The organism is Kribbella sp. NPDC051936, assembly GCF_040680955.1.
Classification (GTDB): domain Bacteria; phylum Actinomycetota; class Actinomycetes; order Propionibacteriales; family Kribbellaceae; genus Kribbella.
The window spans coordinates 63,197-78,830 of the sequence record NZ_JBFAXS010000013.1 but is presented as its reverse complement, the minus strand read 5'-3'; the positions used below and the strand labels follow the sequence as shown (position 1 = coordinate 78,830).

General features: G+C 69.0%; 20 protein-coding genes and 1 tRNA gene. 7 read left to right on the top strand and 14 right to left on the bottom strand.

Going from position 1 to position 15,634, the window contains the following annotated elements; all coding sequences use genetic code 11:
* Window positions 1–85: 85 nt before the first annotated feature.
* The 6 genes from AB0L64_RS37830 to AB0L64_RS37805 all read right to left on the bottom strand — a co-directional run bounded on the left by AB0L64_RS37830 (window position 86) and on the right by AB0L64_RS37805 (window position 7,145).
* Window positions 86–2,548, bottom strand: a complete 2,463-nt coding sequence (locus AB0L64_RS37830) for an ABC transporter permease (protein ID WP_363717786.1) — start codon at window positions 2,546–2,548, stop codon at window positions 86–88.
* 1 nt (window position 2,549) lies between these two features.
* Window positions 2,550–3,329, bottom strand: a complete 780-nt coding sequence (locus AB0L64_RS37825; protein ID WP_363717785.1) for an ABC transporter ATP-binding protein — start codon at window positions 3,327–3,329, stop codon at window positions 2,550–2,552.
* Window positions 3,330–3,423: 94 nt separating this feature from the next.
* Complete coding sequence (locus AB0L64_RS37820; protein ID WP_355700714.1) at window positions 3,424–4,092, bottom strand: response regulator transcription factor; 669 nt, start codon at window positions 4,090–4,092, stop codon at window positions 3,424–3,426.
* Window positions 4,092–5,270 carry a sensor histidine kinase gene (locus tag AB0L64_RS37815; RefSeq protein ID WP_363717784.1) on the bottom strand — a complete coding sequence of 393 codons (1,179 nt, stop codon included), beginning with the start codon at window positions 5,268–5,270 and terminating at the stop codon, window positions 4,092–4,094. Before AB0L64_RS37815 ends, AB0L64_RS37820 begins: the two co-directional genes overlap by 1 nt.
* Window positions 5,271–5,446: 176 nt before the next feature.
* Entirely contained in the window at window positions 5,447–6,088 is a 642-nt protein-coding gene (locus AB0L64_RS37810; RefSeq protein WP_355477195.1) for a TetR/AcrR family transcriptional regulator, read from the bottom strand.
* A gap of 58 nt (window positions 6,089–6,146) precedes the next feature.
* On the bottom strand, window positions 6,147–7,145 hold the full coding sequence (locus AB0L64_RS37805) for an acyl-CoA desaturase (RefSeq protein WP_359926727.1): 999 nt from the start codon (window positions 7,143–7,145) through the stop codon (window positions 6,147–6,149).
* Between the two features lie 123 nt (window positions 7,146–7,268).
* On the opposite strand from AB0L64_RS37805, the gene AB0L64_RS37800 reads away from it, so the two are divergent.
* Window positions 7,269–7,340, top strand: a tRNA-Gln gene (locus AB0L64_RS37800).
* A 139-nt stretch (window positions 7,341–7,479) separates the two neighbouring features.
* Here the strand turns inward: AB0L64_RS37800 and AB0L64_RS37795 are convergent.
* Both AB0L64_RS37795 and AB0L64_RS37790 read right to left on the bottom strand, forming a co-directional pair.
* Window positions 7,480–7,794, bottom strand: a complete 315-nt coding sequence (locus AB0L64_RS37795) for a hypothetical protein (protein ID WP_363717783.1) — start codon at window positions 7,792–7,794, stop codon at window positions 7,480–7,482.
* A 26-nt stretch (window positions 7,795–7,820) separates the two neighbouring features.
* Window positions 7,821–8,159, bottom strand: a complete 339-nt coding sequence (locus AB0L64_RS37790) for a hypothetical protein (RefSeq protein ID WP_363717782.1) — start codon at window positions 8,157–8,159, stop codon at window positions 7,821–7,823.
* Between the two features lie 254 nt (window positions 8,160–8,413).
* On the opposite strand from AB0L64_RS37790, the gene AB0L64_RS37785 reads away from it, so the two are divergent.
* Complete coding sequence (locus tag AB0L64_RS37785; protein WP_363717781.1) at window positions 8,414–8,929, top strand: hypothetical protein; 516 nt, start codon at window positions 8,414–8,416, stop codon at window positions 8,927–8,929.
* A gap of 119 nt (window positions 8,930–9,048) precedes the next feature.
* On the opposite strand, the gene AB0L64_RS37780 is transcribed toward AB0L64_RS37785, so the two are convergent.
* Entirely contained in the window at window positions 9,049–9,477 is a 429-nt protein-coding gene (locus AB0L64_RS37780; protein ID WP_363717780.1) for a hypothetical protein, read from the bottom strand.
* 129 nt (window positions 9,478–9,606) lie between these two features.
* Between AB0L64_RS37780 and AB0L64_RS37775 the strand changes: the two genes are divergently transcribed.
* From AB0L64_RS37775 to AB0L64_RS37765, 3 genes are all read left to right on the top strand, one after another.
* The gene (locus tag AB0L64_RS37775) at window positions 9,607–10,050 is read left to right on the top strand and encodes a hypothetical protein (RefSeq protein WP_363717779.1); all 444 of its coding nucleotides are present in this window, start codon (window positions 9,607–9,609) and stop codon (window positions 10,048–10,050) included.
* Between the two features lie 158 nt (window positions 10,051–10,208).
* Entirely contained in the window at window positions 10,209–10,502 is a 294-nt protein-coding gene (locus tag AB0L64_RS37770) for a 2'-5' RNA ligase family protein (protein ID WP_363717778.1), read from the top strand.
* A 31-nt stretch (window positions 10,503–10,533) separates the two neighbouring features.
* Window positions 10,534–10,962 carry a hypothetical protein gene (locus AB0L64_RS37765; RefSeq protein ID WP_363717777.1) on the top strand — a complete coding sequence of 143 codons (429 nt, stop codon included), beginning with the start codon at window positions 10,534–10,536 and terminating at the stop codon, window positions 10,960–10,962.
* A gap of 1 nt (window position 10,963) precedes the next feature.
* Here AB0L64_RS37765 and AB0L64_RS37760 read toward each other — a convergent pair whose 3' ends face one another.
* Complete coding sequence (locus tag AB0L64_RS37760; protein WP_363717861.1) at window positions 10,964–11,380, bottom strand: GNAT family N-acetyltransferase; 417 nt, start codon at window positions 11,378–11,380, stop codon at window positions 10,964–10,966.
* Between the two features lie 131 nt (window positions 11,381–11,511).
* On the opposite strand from AB0L64_RS37760, the gene AB0L64_RS37755 reads away from it, so the two are divergent.
* Window positions 11,512–11,715: a hypothetical protein gene (locus AB0L64_RS37755; protein WP_363717776.1), complete on the top strand. Its 204-nt coding sequence runs from the start codon at window positions 11,512–11,514 to the stop codon at window positions 11,713–11,715.
* On the opposite strand, the gene AB0L64_RS37750 is transcribed toward AB0L64_RS37755, so the two are convergent.
* The 3 genes from AB0L64_RS37750 to AB0L64_RS37740 all read right to left on the bottom strand — a co-directional run bounded on the left by AB0L64_RS37750 (window position 11,705) and on the right by AB0L64_RS37740 (window position 14,363).
* A complete protein-coding gene (locus AB0L64_RS37750) occupies window positions 11,705–12,142 on the bottom strand; it encodes an NUDIX domain-containing protein (protein WP_363717775.1) in 438 nt (145 codons plus the stop codon). The genes AB0L64_RS37755 and AB0L64_RS37750 overlap by 11 nt on opposite strands.
* Complete coding sequence (locus tag AB0L64_RS37745; RefSeq protein ID WP_363717774.1) at window positions 12,142–13,101, bottom strand: pyridoxal-phosphate dependent enzyme; 960 nt, start codon at window positions 13,099–13,101, stop codon at window positions 12,142–12,144. Before AB0L64_RS37745 ends, AB0L64_RS37750 begins: the two co-directional genes overlap by 1 nt.
* Before the next feature lie 443 nt (window positions 13,102–13,544).
* Complete coding sequence (locus tag AB0L64_RS37740; RefSeq protein ID WP_363717773.1) at window positions 13,545–14,363, bottom strand: alpha/beta hydrolase; 819 nt, start codon at window positions 14,361–14,363, stop codon at window positions 13,545–13,547.
* Window positions 14,364–14,564: 201 nt separating this feature from the next.
* Here AB0L64_RS37740 and AB0L64_RS37735 point away from each other — a divergent pair, with 201 nt between their 5' ends.
* Window positions 14,565–15,230, top strand: a complete 666-nt coding sequence (locus AB0L64_RS37735) for a phosphotransferase (protein ID WP_363717772.1) — start codon at window positions 14,565–14,567, stop codon at window positions 15,228–15,230.
* Here AB0L64_RS37735 and AB0L64_RS37730 read toward each other — a convergent pair.
* Complete coding sequence (locus AB0L64_RS37730) at window positions 15,220–15,549, bottom strand: VOC family protein (RefSeq protein WP_363717771.1); 330 nt, start codon at window positions 15,547–15,549, stop codon at window positions 15,220–15,222. The two genes, AB0L64_RS37735 and AB0L64_RS37730, sit on opposite strands and share 11 nt — an antisense overlap.
* Window positions 15,550–15,634: the final 85 nt, after the last annotated feature.

The following is a 15,634-nucleotide window of genomic DNA, read 5'->3' as shown; positions in this document are numbered from 1 at the left end:
CAGCGGCGGGCGAACGGGCGACACCTCCTGTCCTTCGGTGCCTGAGCGGCTCACCCGGCCCCCTCAAGGCGGGCGAGCCGCCGGCTCATTCGGTCGCCAGTGCGCCGGCGGGGGCGACCTTGGCGGCGCGGCGGGCGGGGAGCACCGAGGCGAGCAGGCCCGCGACCGCGGCCACGGCGGCGATCGCGATCAGCAGCGTCCCGGGTGCGGCGTACTCCACGCTGCCGTCGACCGTCTGGCCGCCCATCAGCGCGCTCGTCCCTGTCCAGCCGTAGATCAGGCCGAGCACGATCCCGAGACCTGCGGCGACCAGTGCCATCAGCAACGACTCGACTGCGAGCATGCGGCGCAGCTGGCGGCGGGACAGGCCCATTGCCCGCAGCAGCGCGTTCTCCCGGGTCCGCTCCAGCACCGACAGGCTCAGCGTGTTGCCGACGCCGACCAGGGCGATCAGCACCGAGACCCCGAGCAGGCCGATCCCGACGATCAGCAGGACGTCGAAGATCTTCGTGTAGCTGGTCCGCTCCGCGAGCCCGCCGTCGACCGACAGCTCCTTGACGGTCGGGATCGACTGCTGCACGGCGTCGATCACGTCCGAGCCGTCCGCCTTCGGGTCCGAGGCCAGCCAGAATCCGGTCACCGGCGCGGTCGGCGCCAGCTTCGCGAGATCCGTCGACGCGACCGTGATCGGGTCCAGCCCGTTCGACCGCTGGACCTTCACGGTCAGCTTGTGCTGCCCGGACACGATCGTCAGCGGGTAGCCGTCCGCGACGTCCAGCATCGCCATCGTCTGGCGGTCGACCAGCGCCGTACCGGGCTCGAGCCGGGTCGCCAGCGCCGGGTTGTGGATCACCGATCCGGCCGCGGCCGCGTCGATCCCGGTGACCTCGACCTCCTGGCTGCCGGACTTCACCAGCACCCTGCTGACCGGGACGACCTGGGTGATGCCCTTGATGTCGCGGAGCTGTTGCTCGGCGCCGGCCGGCATCTTCTCCTGGTACGTCGTGACCATCAGGTCGACCGGGTACTGCCCGTCCATCGACACGTCGAACGTCTGGCGCACCGACGCGATCCCGACACAGGTCAGGCTGATCAGCGTCACGCCGATGAGCAGGGCGGACGTGGTGGCCGCCGTACGCTTCGGGTTGCGGATCGCGTTCGCGACGGCGAGCCGGGCGGGTACGCCGCCACCGCGGGCGGGGAGCGCGCCGATCAGGCGGATCAACGCCGGCACCAGCAGCGACCCGATCGCGAGCACACCGAGGAACGAGAGCGCGCCGCCGGCGACACCGATCAGTACCTCTTGCAGCACGGCGCCTCCCGCCAGCAGCGCTCCGCCGCCGGCGAGGAGCAGGAAGCCCAGGATCAAGCGCAGGAGACCGGCCTTGCTCGCGGCCGCCGGCGCCACCTCGGGCCGGAGCGCGGCCAGCGGCGCCACCTTGGTCGCCCGGCGGGCCGGTACGACGGCTGCCAGCAGCGTGACCGCGATGCCCAGCAGCAGCGGCAGGAACACCGACAGCAGGTCGAGATGCAGCGGGAGCGGCGGGATGCCCCAGTCGAACTCGCGGGACAGCGCCAGACCCAGTGCGGACAGCGCGACACCGAACACGACGCCGATCGTGGACGCGACCGCGCCGACGACGGCGGCCTCCGCGAGCACCGACGTGAACACCTGGCGCCGGGACGCGCCGACGCAGCGCAGCAGCGCCATCTCGCGGGTGCGCTGGGCGATCACGATCGTGAACGTGTTGCCGATCACCAGGCAGGCGACGAACAGCGCGATCACCGCGAACATGCCGAACACGCCGCCGAGGACGTCGATACCGTTCGTCCAGCTCTTCACCTCGTGGTCGATGAAGGCCTCACCGGTGAAGGTCTGCACGCCGCCGGTCACCGCGGCCCGGGTGGCGTCGGCGAGCTGTTGCTGGGTGACGCCGGGCTTCGCGGCGAGCGCGATCGCCCGGGTGTACGCGCCCGGGTCGAAGATCTTCACCGCGGCCGGGGTCGCCACCGCGGCGGCGGTTCCGACGTACTTCGAGTCGTCCACCAGCCCGACGACGGTGACGGTCCAGGACTTGTCGTCGTACGAGCTGATCCGCAGGGTCTGGCCGACGGTGACCTTGTGCTTCGCGGCGGTCCTGGCCGGCAACGCGATCTCGTTCGTTGCGGTTGGCAACCGCCCGGACGAGGTGCCGGGGCCGGCGATCCTGGAGCTGTCGTACAGCGCGTCGATCGGGATCGTGGTCGGGCGGACCAGGTCGGCGAACGCGACCTCCATATAGGCAGTGGTCAGCGTGACGACCGACGCGGCCTCGGGGACCTTCTGCGCCTTCGCGATGTCGCCGGGGGAGATGGTCGAGGAGTCCGGGGCGACGACGGCGTCGACACCCTTGTACTGCGCGCCGATCGTCGCGTCGACGCCGTGCGACGCGGACGAGTGCACGATCATCGCCAGGGAACCGAAACCGACCCCGAGCACGATCGCCAGGCAGGCCGCGATCAGGCGGCCCAGGTGGGCGCGCAACGAGGAGAGGAGCGAGCGTCGCACGTCAGGCCCCCAGCTGGCGCAGTGCGTCGAGAACGCTCTCCGGGGTCGGCTGCAGCAGCTCGCCGGCCAGCTTGCCGTCGGCAAGCATCACGACGCGGTCGGCGTACGACGCCGCGAGCGGGTCGTGCGTCACCATCACCACGGTCTGGCCGAACTCGCGGACCGAACGCCGCAGGAAGCCGAGCACCTCGGCGCCGGACCGGGAGTCCAGGTTGCCGGTCGGCTCGTCGGCGAACACGACGTCCGGCCGGCCGACCAGGGCCCGTGCCACCGCGACCCGCTGCTGCTGGCCGCCGGACAGCTCCGACGGACGGTGCGTGAGCCGGTCCTGCAGGCCGAGTACGTCGATCAGCGTGGTCAGCCACTGCTGGTCGGGCTTGCGGTTGCCGAGCTCGAGCGGGAGCAGGATGTTGTCGCTCGCGGACAGCATCGGCAGCAGGTTGAAGGACTGGAACACGAACCCGACGCGGTCCCGGCGGATCTTGGTCAGCTCGGCGTCCGGCAGCCGGGTCAGCTCGGTCTCGCCGAGCAGGACCTGGCCGCCGGTCGGGGTGTCGAGCCCCGCCAGGCAGTGCATCAACGTCGACTTGCCGGAGCCCGACGGCCCCATGATCGCGGTGAACCGACCGACCCCGAAGTCGACCGAGACCCCGTCGAGCGCGGCGACCGCGGTGTCGCCCTGTCCGTACACCTTGCGCAGCTCGTGCGCCCGGATCGCGGTCCGCGGCTCCCCGTCCTGCGGCAGCCGCCCCGCCGCAAGCTCCCCGGTCTGCAAGCTCATGTCACTCCTTGGTTTCGTTGTTGGCCAAGAAGTTAGTGATCTCGCCGGCGAATCTCGTCGGACCGCAGACTGGAGTCCGCGTACTACCTGGGTATTACTTGCTGGGCCGGACCAGCCCGGTCTCGTACCCGAGAACGACCAGGGCGACCCGGTCGCGGAGGCCGGTCTTGGCCAGGATGCGGCCGATATGCGTCTTGACCGTTGCCTCGGACAACGTGAACAGCTTGGCGATCTCGGTGTTCGACAGGCCGCGGGCGACCTCGATCAGCACCTCGCGTTCGCGGGCGGTCAGGTCGGCCAGGTCCGGCTGCTCGGTCTGCTCGTCGGGCAGAGCGCCGGCGAAGTGCTCGAGCAGGCGTTTCGTCGTACTGGGGGAGACCACGGCGTCACCGGAGTGCACCTGCCGGATCGCGTTCAGCAGGTCGGCCGGCGGGGTGTTCTTGAGCAGGAAGCCGGCCGCGCCGGCCTTGATCGCGGCGAACGCGTACTCGTCCAGGTCGAAGGTGGTCAGTACGATCACTTTCGGTGCTTCGGGCAACGACTGGAGCCGGCGAGTGGCCTCGACGCCGTCCAGCCGCGGCATCCGGACGTCCATCAGGACGACGTCGGACGCGGTCACCTGGATCTTCTCGATCGCCTCGCCGCCGTCACCGGCCTGCCCGACCACCCGCATGTCGGCCTGGGAGTCCACCAGCATCGTGAATCCGGCCCGGACGAGTTCCTGATCGTCGACAAGGAACACCCGGATCACGTCGTCTTCCATTACTCTCCAGTCGGCAGGTTGTACGGCAGCCTGGCGATCACCTCGTAACCGCCGCCCGCCTTCGGTCCGGCGCTCACCGTACCGCCCGAGACCGACGCGCGCTGCCGCATCCCGACCAGGCCGTGACCCGGGTCCGCGCTCGGCGCGACACCGGCGCCGCGGCCGTCGTCGGTGACCACCACGGTCAGCATCTCGCGCCCGAAGTCCAAGGTGACGGAGGTCCGCGCTCCCGGCCCGGCGTGTTTCAGCGTGTTGGTCAGCCCCTCCTGCACGATCCGGTACGCCGTGAGGCCCAGTAGCGCCGGCAGATCGCGAGGCTCGCCGGTGACGTCGTACGTGACGTTGAGGCCGGCCTCCCGGACGTTGTCGATCAGCTCGGGGAGGCTGGAGACGCCGGGCTGCGGGCGGGGCTGGTTCGGGTCGAGGTCGTGCTGCTCGTCCTGTTTGAGCAGACCGAGCATCTTGCGCATCTCGGTCAGACTCGCACGGCCGGTGTCGCCGATCGTGGCGAGCGCTTTCTTCGCCGCGTCGGGGGACTGGTCGGCGGCGTACAGCCCGCCGTCGGCCTGGACGATCATGATCGACAGCCCGTGCGCGACCACGTCGTGGATCTCGCGGGCGATCCGGGTCCGTTCGTTGCTGACGGCCAATTTCGCCTCGCGGTCGCGGTCTCGCTCGAGCTGGGCGGCCCGCTCCTCGAGCTGGGCGACGTACAGGCCGCGGGTCCGGCGCCGCTCGCCGAACGCCCAGACGCCGAAGACCAGCGCGCCGAGCGCGACCATCATCGTGACCTGCTGTTTCCAGTCCGAGTTGGCCCAGTACCGCGAGGTCGCCATCAGGACGCCGAGGCCGCCGATCCCGAGCGCGATCCGGCTCAGCCGCACGTCGCCGTACACGGAGATCGCGTAGAGGGCGACGAGCAGGCCGACGTTGCCCGGCATCAGCTGGAAGCCGCCGAGCCATTGCAGCACCGCGACCGCGCAGACGCCGAAGAAGACCAGCTCGGGGTGGGTGCGGCGCCAGATCAGCGGGGCGAGCATGCCGAACGCGAGGATGCCGCTCAGGTGCGCCTGGGCCAGCGACAGGAAGCCGAACACCATGCAGAGGCTGCCGGCCAGCAGCAGATCGAACGCCCTGCTCCGGGCAGGCACCGGCCGCGCGGTCAGGATCCCCGTCATGCTGGCCAGGGTACGGGTTGGCTCTTCGGCGGGGATCATGCCGCGGGCTGATGTCGCCGTACGACCGGGGTATGCGGACGCCCACCACTCACCAAGGCGGCGCAATCGGCCGTCGGACGACCGTTCCACGCTCAGCCGGCCCGGCGGAGGTGTGGTTGATGAGTGCTGGCGGTCCGCTACTTGTGGGGCCGGGTGGAGAGCGTGGGCTTGGCCTCGAGGCCGGAGAGGCCGTTCCAGGCGAGGTTGACCAGGTGGGCGGCGACGTCCGGCTTCTTCGGTTTGCGGGCGTCCAGCCACCACTGGCCGGTGAGCGCGACCATGCCGACCAGCATCTGCGCGTACATCGGGGCGTTCTTCGGGTCCAGGCCGCGGCGCTTGAAGTTCTCGGCCAGGATGTGCTCGACCCGGGTCGCGACGTCGCTCAGGATCGAGATGAAGGACCCGGTCGACGACCCGACCGGCGAATCGCGGACCAGGATCCGGAACCCGTCGGAGTTGTTCTCGATGTAGTCGAGCAGCGCGAGTGCGGCCTGCTCGACCAGTTCGTGCGCCCGGCCGGCCGTCAACGACTGCGTGACACCGTCGAGCAGCGCCCGGACCTCGCGGTCCACGACGACGGCGTACAGGCCCTCCTTGCCGCCGAAGTGCTCGTACACGACCGGCTTGGAGACCTCGGCCCGGGCCGCGATCTCCTCCACCGACGTGGCCTCGTACCCCTTCTGGGCGAACAGGCCGCGGGCGATGGTGATGAGTTGCTCGCGACGTTCGGCACTCGTCATCCGGATCCGGCCGGACCGCCGCGGTTTGGGTTCCGTCACGTCGTGATCACGTCAGCATCATGCCGTACTTCGGGTGTTGCTCGCGGAGGTTTAACGGTCAGGCCGCTTTGAGGGTGCGCTGGGAGTTGTCGGTACGGCGCGCCTCGAGCCGCTCCTTGACCGGCCAGCGGACGTCGGAGACCCAGCCGCGCTTCTCGAAGAACCAGATGCAGCGCGCGGACGTGTCGATTTGGCCCTTCAGTACGCCGTGCCGCGCGCAGGTCGGGTCGGAGTGGTGCAGGTTGTGCCACGACTCGCCCTGGCTCAGGATCGCCAGCCACCACACGTTGCCGGACTTGTCACGGCTCTTGAACGGCCGGTCACCGATCGTGTGGCAGATCGAGTTGATCGACCAGGTCACGTGGTGCAGCAGCGCGATCCGGACCAGGCTGGCCCAGAAGAACGCGGTCAGCGCACCGGTCCACGACCACGACCACAAGCCGCCGATGACGGCCGGCGCCAGCAGGCTCACGGCGACCAGCAGCGGGAACATCCGGGACACCTTGACGATGTCCTTGTCCCTCAGCAGGTCGGGCGCGTACTGGCGCTGCGGGGTCTGCTCGGTGTCGAACAGCCAGCCGACGTGCGCGTGGAAGAACCCCTTCGTGAGGGCGCCCAGCGTGTTGCCGTACTTCCACGGGCTGTGCGGGTCGCCGTCACGGTCGGAGAACTTGTGGTGCTTGCGGTGGTCGGCCACCCAGCGGATCACCGGGCCCTCGATCGCGAGCGAACCGGCGATCGCGAGCGCGTACTTCAGCGGGCGGTTCGGCTTGAACGACTTGTGCGTGAACAGCCGGTGGAACCCGATCGAGATCCCGTGGCCGGCGATCGTGTAGAAGACCACCGCGAGCACGACGTCCCGCCAGCCGAGGAACCCGCCCCACGCGATCGGCACCGCCGCCAGCACCGCCAGGAACGGGATCCCGATGAACAGCGCCAGGGCGACCTGCTCCCAGACCTTCTTCTGCTCACCACCGAGCGTCCCGGTGTGCACCTCCTCGTCGACCGGCACGGTACGGGTGGGCGCGTCCGGAGTGGCTACGGCGGGTGGAGTCATAGCTGTTCATCCCTCGAGTCAGGGGTTCCTTACCTACGCCACCGTAACCTACGGACCCGTAGGTAAGGAACCCCTGAGCGTGTCATCCACCCCACTCATGGCAAACTGTCCCGGCAACCACGATCCCCCGTGGGGTAATCGGCAGCCCGCGAGACTTTGAATCTCGAAGACCAGGATCGAAACCTGGCGGGGGAGCAACGCAAAACCCCGGTCCGGAGCCTCCGAGCCGGGGTTTTGCTAACGGATTTGCCAACACGCCGCTACTCGATGCCCGAGTCAGAGCCGCCGACGGCGGCTGCGAATGTGTTGGCAACCTCGTCCGCGTGCTGACGGATCACATCGGCGTAAACCCGCAGCGTGATTGCGGGGTCGGCTGCCCCAGGCGCTCAGCGACGAGCGTGTCGGACGACGGTTGGAGCGGGCAATCCTCGGCGAGGGAGCCTTCCGCCGATTCAAGGACGAGCTGTACGAGGAACACGCCGAGCTGGTGCCGGTCTGGCACGCCTTTCGTGACGTGCGAGCCAAGGGCCGAGCCGTCGAGTGGCTGCTGGACGAAGGGCTTACCGGCGACGACGCAGTCCGCGATTTCGTCACCAACCACCCCGAGCCCGACCTGCCTCACTCGCCCGCCTGGATGACGCAACGTCATCTGCCGGGTATCGGACCTAGGCCCTGTCAGTCCAGATTGCGATAGCGCCACCAGTTGCCGTCGACGGGCGAGAACGGCTGCGGAGAAGTTGCTCGTAGGAAGCGCTCATCCAGCGCCTTCACCTGGACCGAGATGCGCTCGGCTCGTCTGCCGCCCCGGCGCATCAGTGATTCAAGCTCGTCACATGCGTCGAGACCCTCAGTGCCGTCACAAGCGGGACAGCCGGTCGAAGTTTCGTCGAAGCCAGCCTCGGCCCGCTTGACGATGTGCTCCCACCTCCGCAGTAGCCATTGCGTATGGAGGCCGTTGGCAGTTCTGGCATCGCGAGGCCGATGAGGCATCCCGCGTAGATCATTCCTCGTCATCTGCTGCGCCGTAACGTGACGCGACCCGGTGCGGTTTCGGCCATGGTAGGTCGGCAGCGGACACATCGTCACGCGACGCACTCATTGGCCGCCGCGAGTGAAGCGCGCTCGTGCCAGTGAGTGCACCGTAGGTCTCCTACTCTCCTGCATGAGCAACGTTGGTGTAACGGGCGAGTCTGATCGGGCACGATGGGCCGCATGCCGGAACCGCACGGACGGGCGCACCCGGCACGGATACATCGAGGGGAGGATGAATGAGGCTCGCAGCTGTGGTGTTCCCGTGTCTCGTGACGGTCTTGACCGGCTGCGGGCTTGTGCCGGGTGATCCGGAGCCTCCGGCCGACGGATTCCGCGTCGATGATGGGGTTGTCAGCATCTACGTTCCGTTGTGCGCGAACGAGACAGTCAACGGCGCGGAGATTCGGCGCTTCGACAGCAAAGGCGGCGGGCACGTCCAGTGGCGCGGTACCCGGGTCCGGGATCCGCGTCAGCATTTGGTGGTCCTCGACGCCTCAGGTTGGATCGCGAGCACCGGGAAGTTTCGCTATGAAGTCGGCATGTCTTTCGGAGTAGACGTGGACGGATCAGTTCGCAACTACGGAGGGAGTTTCCTCAACCCAGACGCCATCCGGTCGCCGTTACCTCCCGGCCAGTACGACGTCAACGGGACCGTGATGTCTGCCGACGAGATCGACGCGCAGGCCAACTGCCCAAGCCGAGCTACCACAGCCGCAGATCGTGATCGCGTTCCTGATCCCATCGATGGTTGAGCTGTGGCCGGCGGCTCACCGGACGCAGACACCAGAGCGCCATCGACTGCTGCGCCGAGCCCAGGTACCAACCAAGAGACGCACTGAGTTGCCGCAAACCGCGCATTCGCTGTCGCAGGTCACCTGGCGGACGAGTGTCGCGCATCAGTCGACGGATGAGCGAGCCCGTACTCCTGATCGGCCACGACGCCGACGACGGGCTCTGGCAACTCGTCGGCACCACGGACGCGGCCGCCGACGGCAAGCTCGGCCACCTGAGCCACGCGATCGACGAGGACCGAACCCTCCTCGACGTACTCGATCTGAACCCCGGCGAATCCGGCTGTAATCCAGGTCAGGAGAGCTAGGGTGAGGCCGGTTGCGGCGCCGGGGGCGGGGGCGTGGAGGAGGCTGCCGAGGAGGGCGCCGAGGGTGCCCAGGGTGAGGAAGGCGGCGAAGAGGATTGAGAGGGCGTCGCCGCCGGTGCTCAGGTCGCGCAGTCGCTTGGCGAGTGGGCGGTCGCGTTCCATCAGCAGCAGGATCTGTGCGCTGAGGACCAGCGCGATCACCAGGCCGAGTGCGTACGGAAGGATGCCCACAAGTTCAGTGCGAGGGGTGGGACATTGAGGCGGTTGGGGCTTGCGTTGTGGTTGGTGGTTGCGCTGAGCGGGTGTGGCGCCAGTGGGGGAGGGGCAGCGGTGGACGAAGCGCCTGCGCGGTTCCGGATCGTGCCGGACGACTATCACGTGCCGTACGCCGGGACGGCCGGTGACGGACGGCGGTTCTTTCTCAGTGACGAGCTGTTCGATCCGGCGAGCGGCGCGGCGTACGTCGGATTGTTTCTGTGGAACGCGGACGGGACGTTCGCCGAGGTGAAGGTCGACGAGGCGGTCCGGCCGGAGGGGGTTCCGCCGGGGCAGGCGGCGTCCGCCGGAGCGGATCAGGTCGTCGCGTCGCGGCTCGCCGAGCTCGGGAAGTACGTGCTCGAGCCGATCGACGTTGCGCCGTTCGCGGTGGAGGTCGACGGCGTGACCTTCGGCTGGGTGAGCGGGGACTTCGAAGGTACGTACTCGTTGCACATCGAACCGGGCGACTTCATCGCGTACTACGAGCCCTGGGACGGCCTCGGCTACGACACCTGATGGTTCGGCGGCCGGTCTCCGGGCGTGCCCGGGCTCGACATGATCCCGCTGCGTTGGCTGCACCTGACCATGCAGGGCGTCGGCTTCGTGGATGAGTTGCCGGCGGCGCGGGTGGATGCGCTGCTGGGCGCGGTTGGGGGGAGTTGCAGCCGGTCAAGGTGCGGTTCCACCGACCCGTCGTACGCCGGGAGGCGGTCCTCCTCCCGTCGGATCCGCTCGAACCGCTGCAGACGATCCGGTACGCCGTACGCGCCGCCTTCGCCGACGACTTCGGCGCAACCGGCGTACCCGAGAACGCGGACGGCTACCGCCCGCACATCAGCCTGGCGTACTCGAACACCGCACAACCGTCCGCGTTTGCCGTCGACGCGGTCTCCCTCGTCGAGATGCACCGCGACAACCGCAGGTACGAGTGGCGAACCGTCGAGGCCGTGCCGCTCGGCGGGCTGTAGCCTCGGCGCAGCCGAATCAGAGGGGACGAGGGTGGGGTTCTTCGGGAGTTATGTGTACGCCGACCGCGCGTGGAGCGAGGTTGATCCGGACGCGGAGGCCGGCGTGCCGTCGGAGCCGTACATGATCGTGATGATTCATGACAGCGACATCGCGATGATCCGGTACGCGCCGGCGGGTGTGGGGACCGGCGAGGCGTTCCTCGGGCACACGCCGCGCGCGTACTTCGGGGACCCGTCCGCGCCGACGGCGGCCGACACGGGGATCGAGGCCGCTGGACTCGCCGCCTGGGCGGAGCTGGCCGGCACGTCCCCAGCCCCGGACGAGATCGAACGCTTTCTGGCGAGCGACAATAAGCAGCCCGACGACAGGCAGGACGACGTACCTGACGAGGATGTCTTCGTGGAGCTGAAGACGGCCAGGTTCCTGCAGACCCTCGGACTTCCGCCGCTGCCGCGTTGAGTCAGGACAAGGTCTTCTTGTAGAAGACCGCGGAATCGTCGTACCCGAGTGCCAGATAGAGCGGTCCGGCCCGGCGACTGGCCAGTGCGAGGTAGGCGGCGCCTGTGGCGCGAGCCCATTGTTCGGCGTGCTCCATCAACTGGCGGCCGATTCCGTGCTGCCGCAAACTCTCATCGACCACGAGCTCCTCGACCCACGCGACACGACCGTTGGCGAGGAACGTGAGGTGGCTGTTGCCGAGGAGGTAGCCGACGATTCTGCCGTCAGCGGTCTCTGCGACCAGCAGCAGCGCGTCTGGTACCTCGACCAGGTGCGGCCACGTCGCGTCGAACGCGGTCTTCTCGGGAGTGAACGAGGTGGCGAACGCCTGTGCGAGCGGCCAGACGTGCTCGCCGTCGTCGACGCGGGCCGGGCGGATGGACGATGTCGAGGTGGCTGACGACGAGGTCGCCGGCGACGTACAACAGGTGGTGCGGTTCGTACGCCGGATTGGTGATCCAGTCGCGATGGCCTGGGCAATTCAATACCTGCCGGGGTTGAATCGAGCCTGTGAATCTCGGCAGGTGGTGGCGCGAACGCCGGGCTCGGCGGGTGCTGTGGGCGTACTACGGAGGCTGCCCGGTCTGCCAGCACGACTGGCGGGAGCACATGCCGGGGGAGGGCTGTGGCGAGTGTCAGTACGAGATCGACCACGAAGAGCCGGAGGCGCCGTCGAGCCCGTGCACCGAGCGGGCGCCCGGCGTCACGTTCTAGCGGCCACGTCGGCGACCAGTCGCCCGAGCTCGGGTGGGTAGACGGTTTCGGTGGTGGCGTCGAGATCCTGAGCGGTCCACCAGGCGAAGCCGAGGATGGTGGTGGATTCATACTCGGAGAGCTGCGCCGGTGCAGGGGTGAAGTGGGCGACGTGGTGCAGGAGCCACTCTTCGTGGACGTCGGTGCTCTGGCCGTTGAACTCGTACGTGTGGTCCCGCGTCCACACGTGCGTCCCTGGTGGGAGGTCGCGAAGCCCCGTTTCCTCGTACGCCTCGCGGGCTGCGGCTGACTGCAGCGTTTCGCCGGAGTCGACGCCGCCGCCGACCGGGTACCAGCATTCGGCCTGGGTCTTCGGGTCCCGGGCGTGGATGAGTAGCACGCGGTCGTCCTCGTCGAGGAGCAGGAGCTTGACCGCGAGCCTCGCCATCAGAGGCCGACCCAGCGCCGGTACTTGTCCTGGTCCACGTTGCTGCCGCACACGATCGTGACCACCTGCCGGCCGGCGAAGCGGTCGCGGTCCTCGAGGATCGCGGCGATGCCGAGCGCGGCGGACGGCTCGACGACGAGGCCGGCGTGGTCGAGGAGCAGGCGCAGGCCGGCGACGACCGAGGATTCCTGGACGAGGACGGCGTCGTCCGCGACGACGAGCAGGTCGTCGAGGACCTCGGGGATCGGGATCCGCCCGGCGACGCCGTCCGCGATCGTGTCGGCAGTTTCGGTGGTGACGACGCGCCGCTCGTGCCAGGAACGCGTCAACGCCGGCGCGCCGAGCGGTTGGACGCAGATCACCTCGACGGCGGGTGCGAGGGTCTTCAGGACGTACCCGACACCGGTCGCGAGTGCGCCGCCGCCGAGCGCGATCAGTACGGCGGGGTCGGTCCCGTGCAGAGCGTCGACGAGTTCGAGGCCGATCGTCGCGGCGCCCTCGCAGGTTTCGAGGTCGAGGCTGTCCTCGAGCAGCCGGATCCCGTCGTACCGCGCGATCTCGGCGGCCCGGACGCGGGCGAGCTCGTGGTCGCCGTCGACGAGCTCGAGCTTGGCGCCCAGCGCGCGGATCCGATCGAGCTTCGCCGTGGTCGCGAACCGTGATGCGACGACCGTGACGTCCAGTCCGCGATCGCGACCGGACCACGCGAGCGCCTGCCCGAGGTTGCCCGCGCTGGCACAGACGACCGCGCGCGAGTCGCTGGTCGCGAGCTGACTCGCGACGACCTCTGTACCGCGGGCTTTGAAGCTGCGCACCGGGTTCGCCGTCTCGAGCTTGATGTCGACCGCGCAGCCGAGCTCGAGCGCTTCGCAGCGATAGAGAGGACTGTCCAGGAAGACCGGGGCAATGACCCGCCGGGCCGCGCGAATCCGGTCCATGTCGAGCCGTGTCCCCTGCACGAGACCGCAGCCTACGGCAGACTCGGGGAACGGCAGGGGCGGTCGTCTCGTGGCGTGACCGGGTCGCGATCGCCGTCCTGGTCCTGGTCGCGGCGGTTCCATTGCTGCTGCCGCCGGTGGTGTTCCGACAGCAGTTCGCGCAGGTCGATCCGAGCCAGGACGGTGCAGGTATCACCAGGGACGGGATCCGCTGAGGTGGGGGACATTGGTGGCAATGCTGTACGCCGTGGAGCCGTGGTGCAATGCGCCGGCGGACTCCTCCTGGCGCTGGCGGCGCCAGGAATGCTCGCAGGGTTTGCCGATGGTGGCGATGGCGTTCGTCGCCCGACGCGTGCGCTGGTGGATCCGGGCAACGGTGCCGGTGGCAGTCCTGCTGCCGGCACTCGGCGCCCAGCACGCCGTGTGGAACCCGTACCTGCTTCTGCTCTTCCAAGTCCCACCTCCTAGCTGTCCAGGAACTCGCGGATGTGGGACGACCAGGTCTCGGGCTGTTCGAAGTGGCACATGTGGGCGGTGTCGGGGATGACGACCAGGCGGCTGGGGACGGCCTCGTGGAGGCGGTGGGCGAGTTGGACGGGGAAGCCCATGTCCTTGTCGCCGTGCAGGATGAGGATGGGTTTGGCGAACGAGCCGAGGATCTGCTCGGGATCGCCGGGGCACCACGGGTGCATGAGGCCCTGGAGCGCGCGTTCCTCGGACCAGTCGCCGAGGTCGGTGCCGAGGGATTCGAGCAGCTGCAGGTACGCCGGTGCGCGGCCGAGGTCCCACACGAAGACCGTGGAGTTGCGCAGGGCACCCTTCGCCTCGTCCTCGATGCGTCGGCGGCGCTGATACTCGTCCCAGCCCGCCAGATAACCGGCCGCGTCCGCCGACGAGTACGCCGACGTCGAGGCGAGCACCAACCGCCGTACCTGCTCCGGATGCTTGTCCACGAACTGCATCGCGGCCCGCCCGCCCGTCGAGAACCCGACCAGATCGACCGCGCCGAGCCCGAGCCGGTCGATCAGTCGGTGTGTGTCCTGCACGACGTACTCCGGTTGCAGATCGTCGTCCGGCAACCCGCGGCTGCTCCGCCCGCACCCGCGGAAGTCGAACAGCACCACGTGATGATCGCGGGCCAACGGCTCGAACCCGGGCACCAGGTATCCGTGCCCGACGTCCGGCCCGCCGTGCATCACCACCACAGACGGCCCGTCGCCCCGCCGCCCGAGCTCCCGCACGAACAGCGTGACACCGCCGACATCGACCAGCGAATCACCCATGCCCGCAAGGGTTTCAGGCCCCACCGACAAAATCGGACGACAGTGCCGCGGCACGCGACTAGGGTCTTGCGGCATGCCGCTGTCCGACGCTTTCCTGGAGGAACAGCTCCGCATCCTCGGGTACGGCGGTCCCGAGCAGATCGCGATCGGGATGCAGGGCGCGGTCTTCCGGCTCGGCGGCGGGAAGGTCGCGAAGATCTGGTGCCGGGCGTCCCGCTGCACGAGGTGGCGCCGGAGTTCGGTACGCCGGGCTGGAAGCGCGTGCGGGACTGTGTCGTCGAGGTGGTCGACGCACTCGCGCAAGTGGCCGCGCCGGAGGTGCTCCGCCGTACGTCGGTGCTCGACGAAACCGACCCGTTCCGCCCGGGCGGCGTGTCGTGGCGCGAGGCTCTGACCGGGCTCGTCCGGCGCCGGGCCGCTCGCTTCGACGCGCGGCTGGTGGACGACTTCGACGCCAAGCTCGAGGCGCTGCTGCGGCTGCTGGCCGACCTCAAGGAGCCCGAGCCCCGGCTCGTCCACGGCGACGTCACCGCCGGCAACATCCTCGTCGACGACGAGCTGCGCCCGGTGACGCTGCTCGACTTCGGTCTGCTGACGATGGCCGGCGATCCGGTGTTCGAGGCCGCGGCCACCGCGAGCGTCATCGATCTCTGGTCGCCGCGGGCCCGCGAGGTCGAGGCCGCGTACGACGCGGCGTTCGCCGCCGGCCTCGGGTACGACGCCGATCAGCTCCTGCTCCACCGCTGCGCGTACTCGCTGATCATCGCCAACGCCCACGACGACGACCCCTACGACCGCGACAGTCACGCGCCCCTGACGGCGAAGTTCTTCAACAGCCCGCAGGTCGTCGCACTGCTCAGTCGATGACGCAGAAGACAGTTCCGTCCGGAGCCTTGAGGACCGTGAAGTCGGCGTCCGGCGGGTAGGTCCAGTCCTCGACTCGCTCGGCGCCGAGGCCGATCAGCCGCTCCACTTCGGCTTCCGGTGTCGAGGAGCCGTCCACCCACAGGTCGAAATGCGTGCGGTCGGTGCTGTCGAGGTGGACCCTGGTCGGCCGGGTACCCGGCGGCGGGACGAGGAAGTCCGGGTTCTCGTCGGGGGTGAGATCGAGGGCCGCGCGCCAGAACTCCGCGGCCGGGCCGGTCGACGGCACGTTCAGGACGATTGCTCCGAGTGTGAGGGCCATGCCTTCCAGGGTTGCAGAAAGCCGCAGGTAACGCAGCGAAGGAGTCGCAGCGTCGAGAGGGATGTAGACGACGCCGATCTCGGAG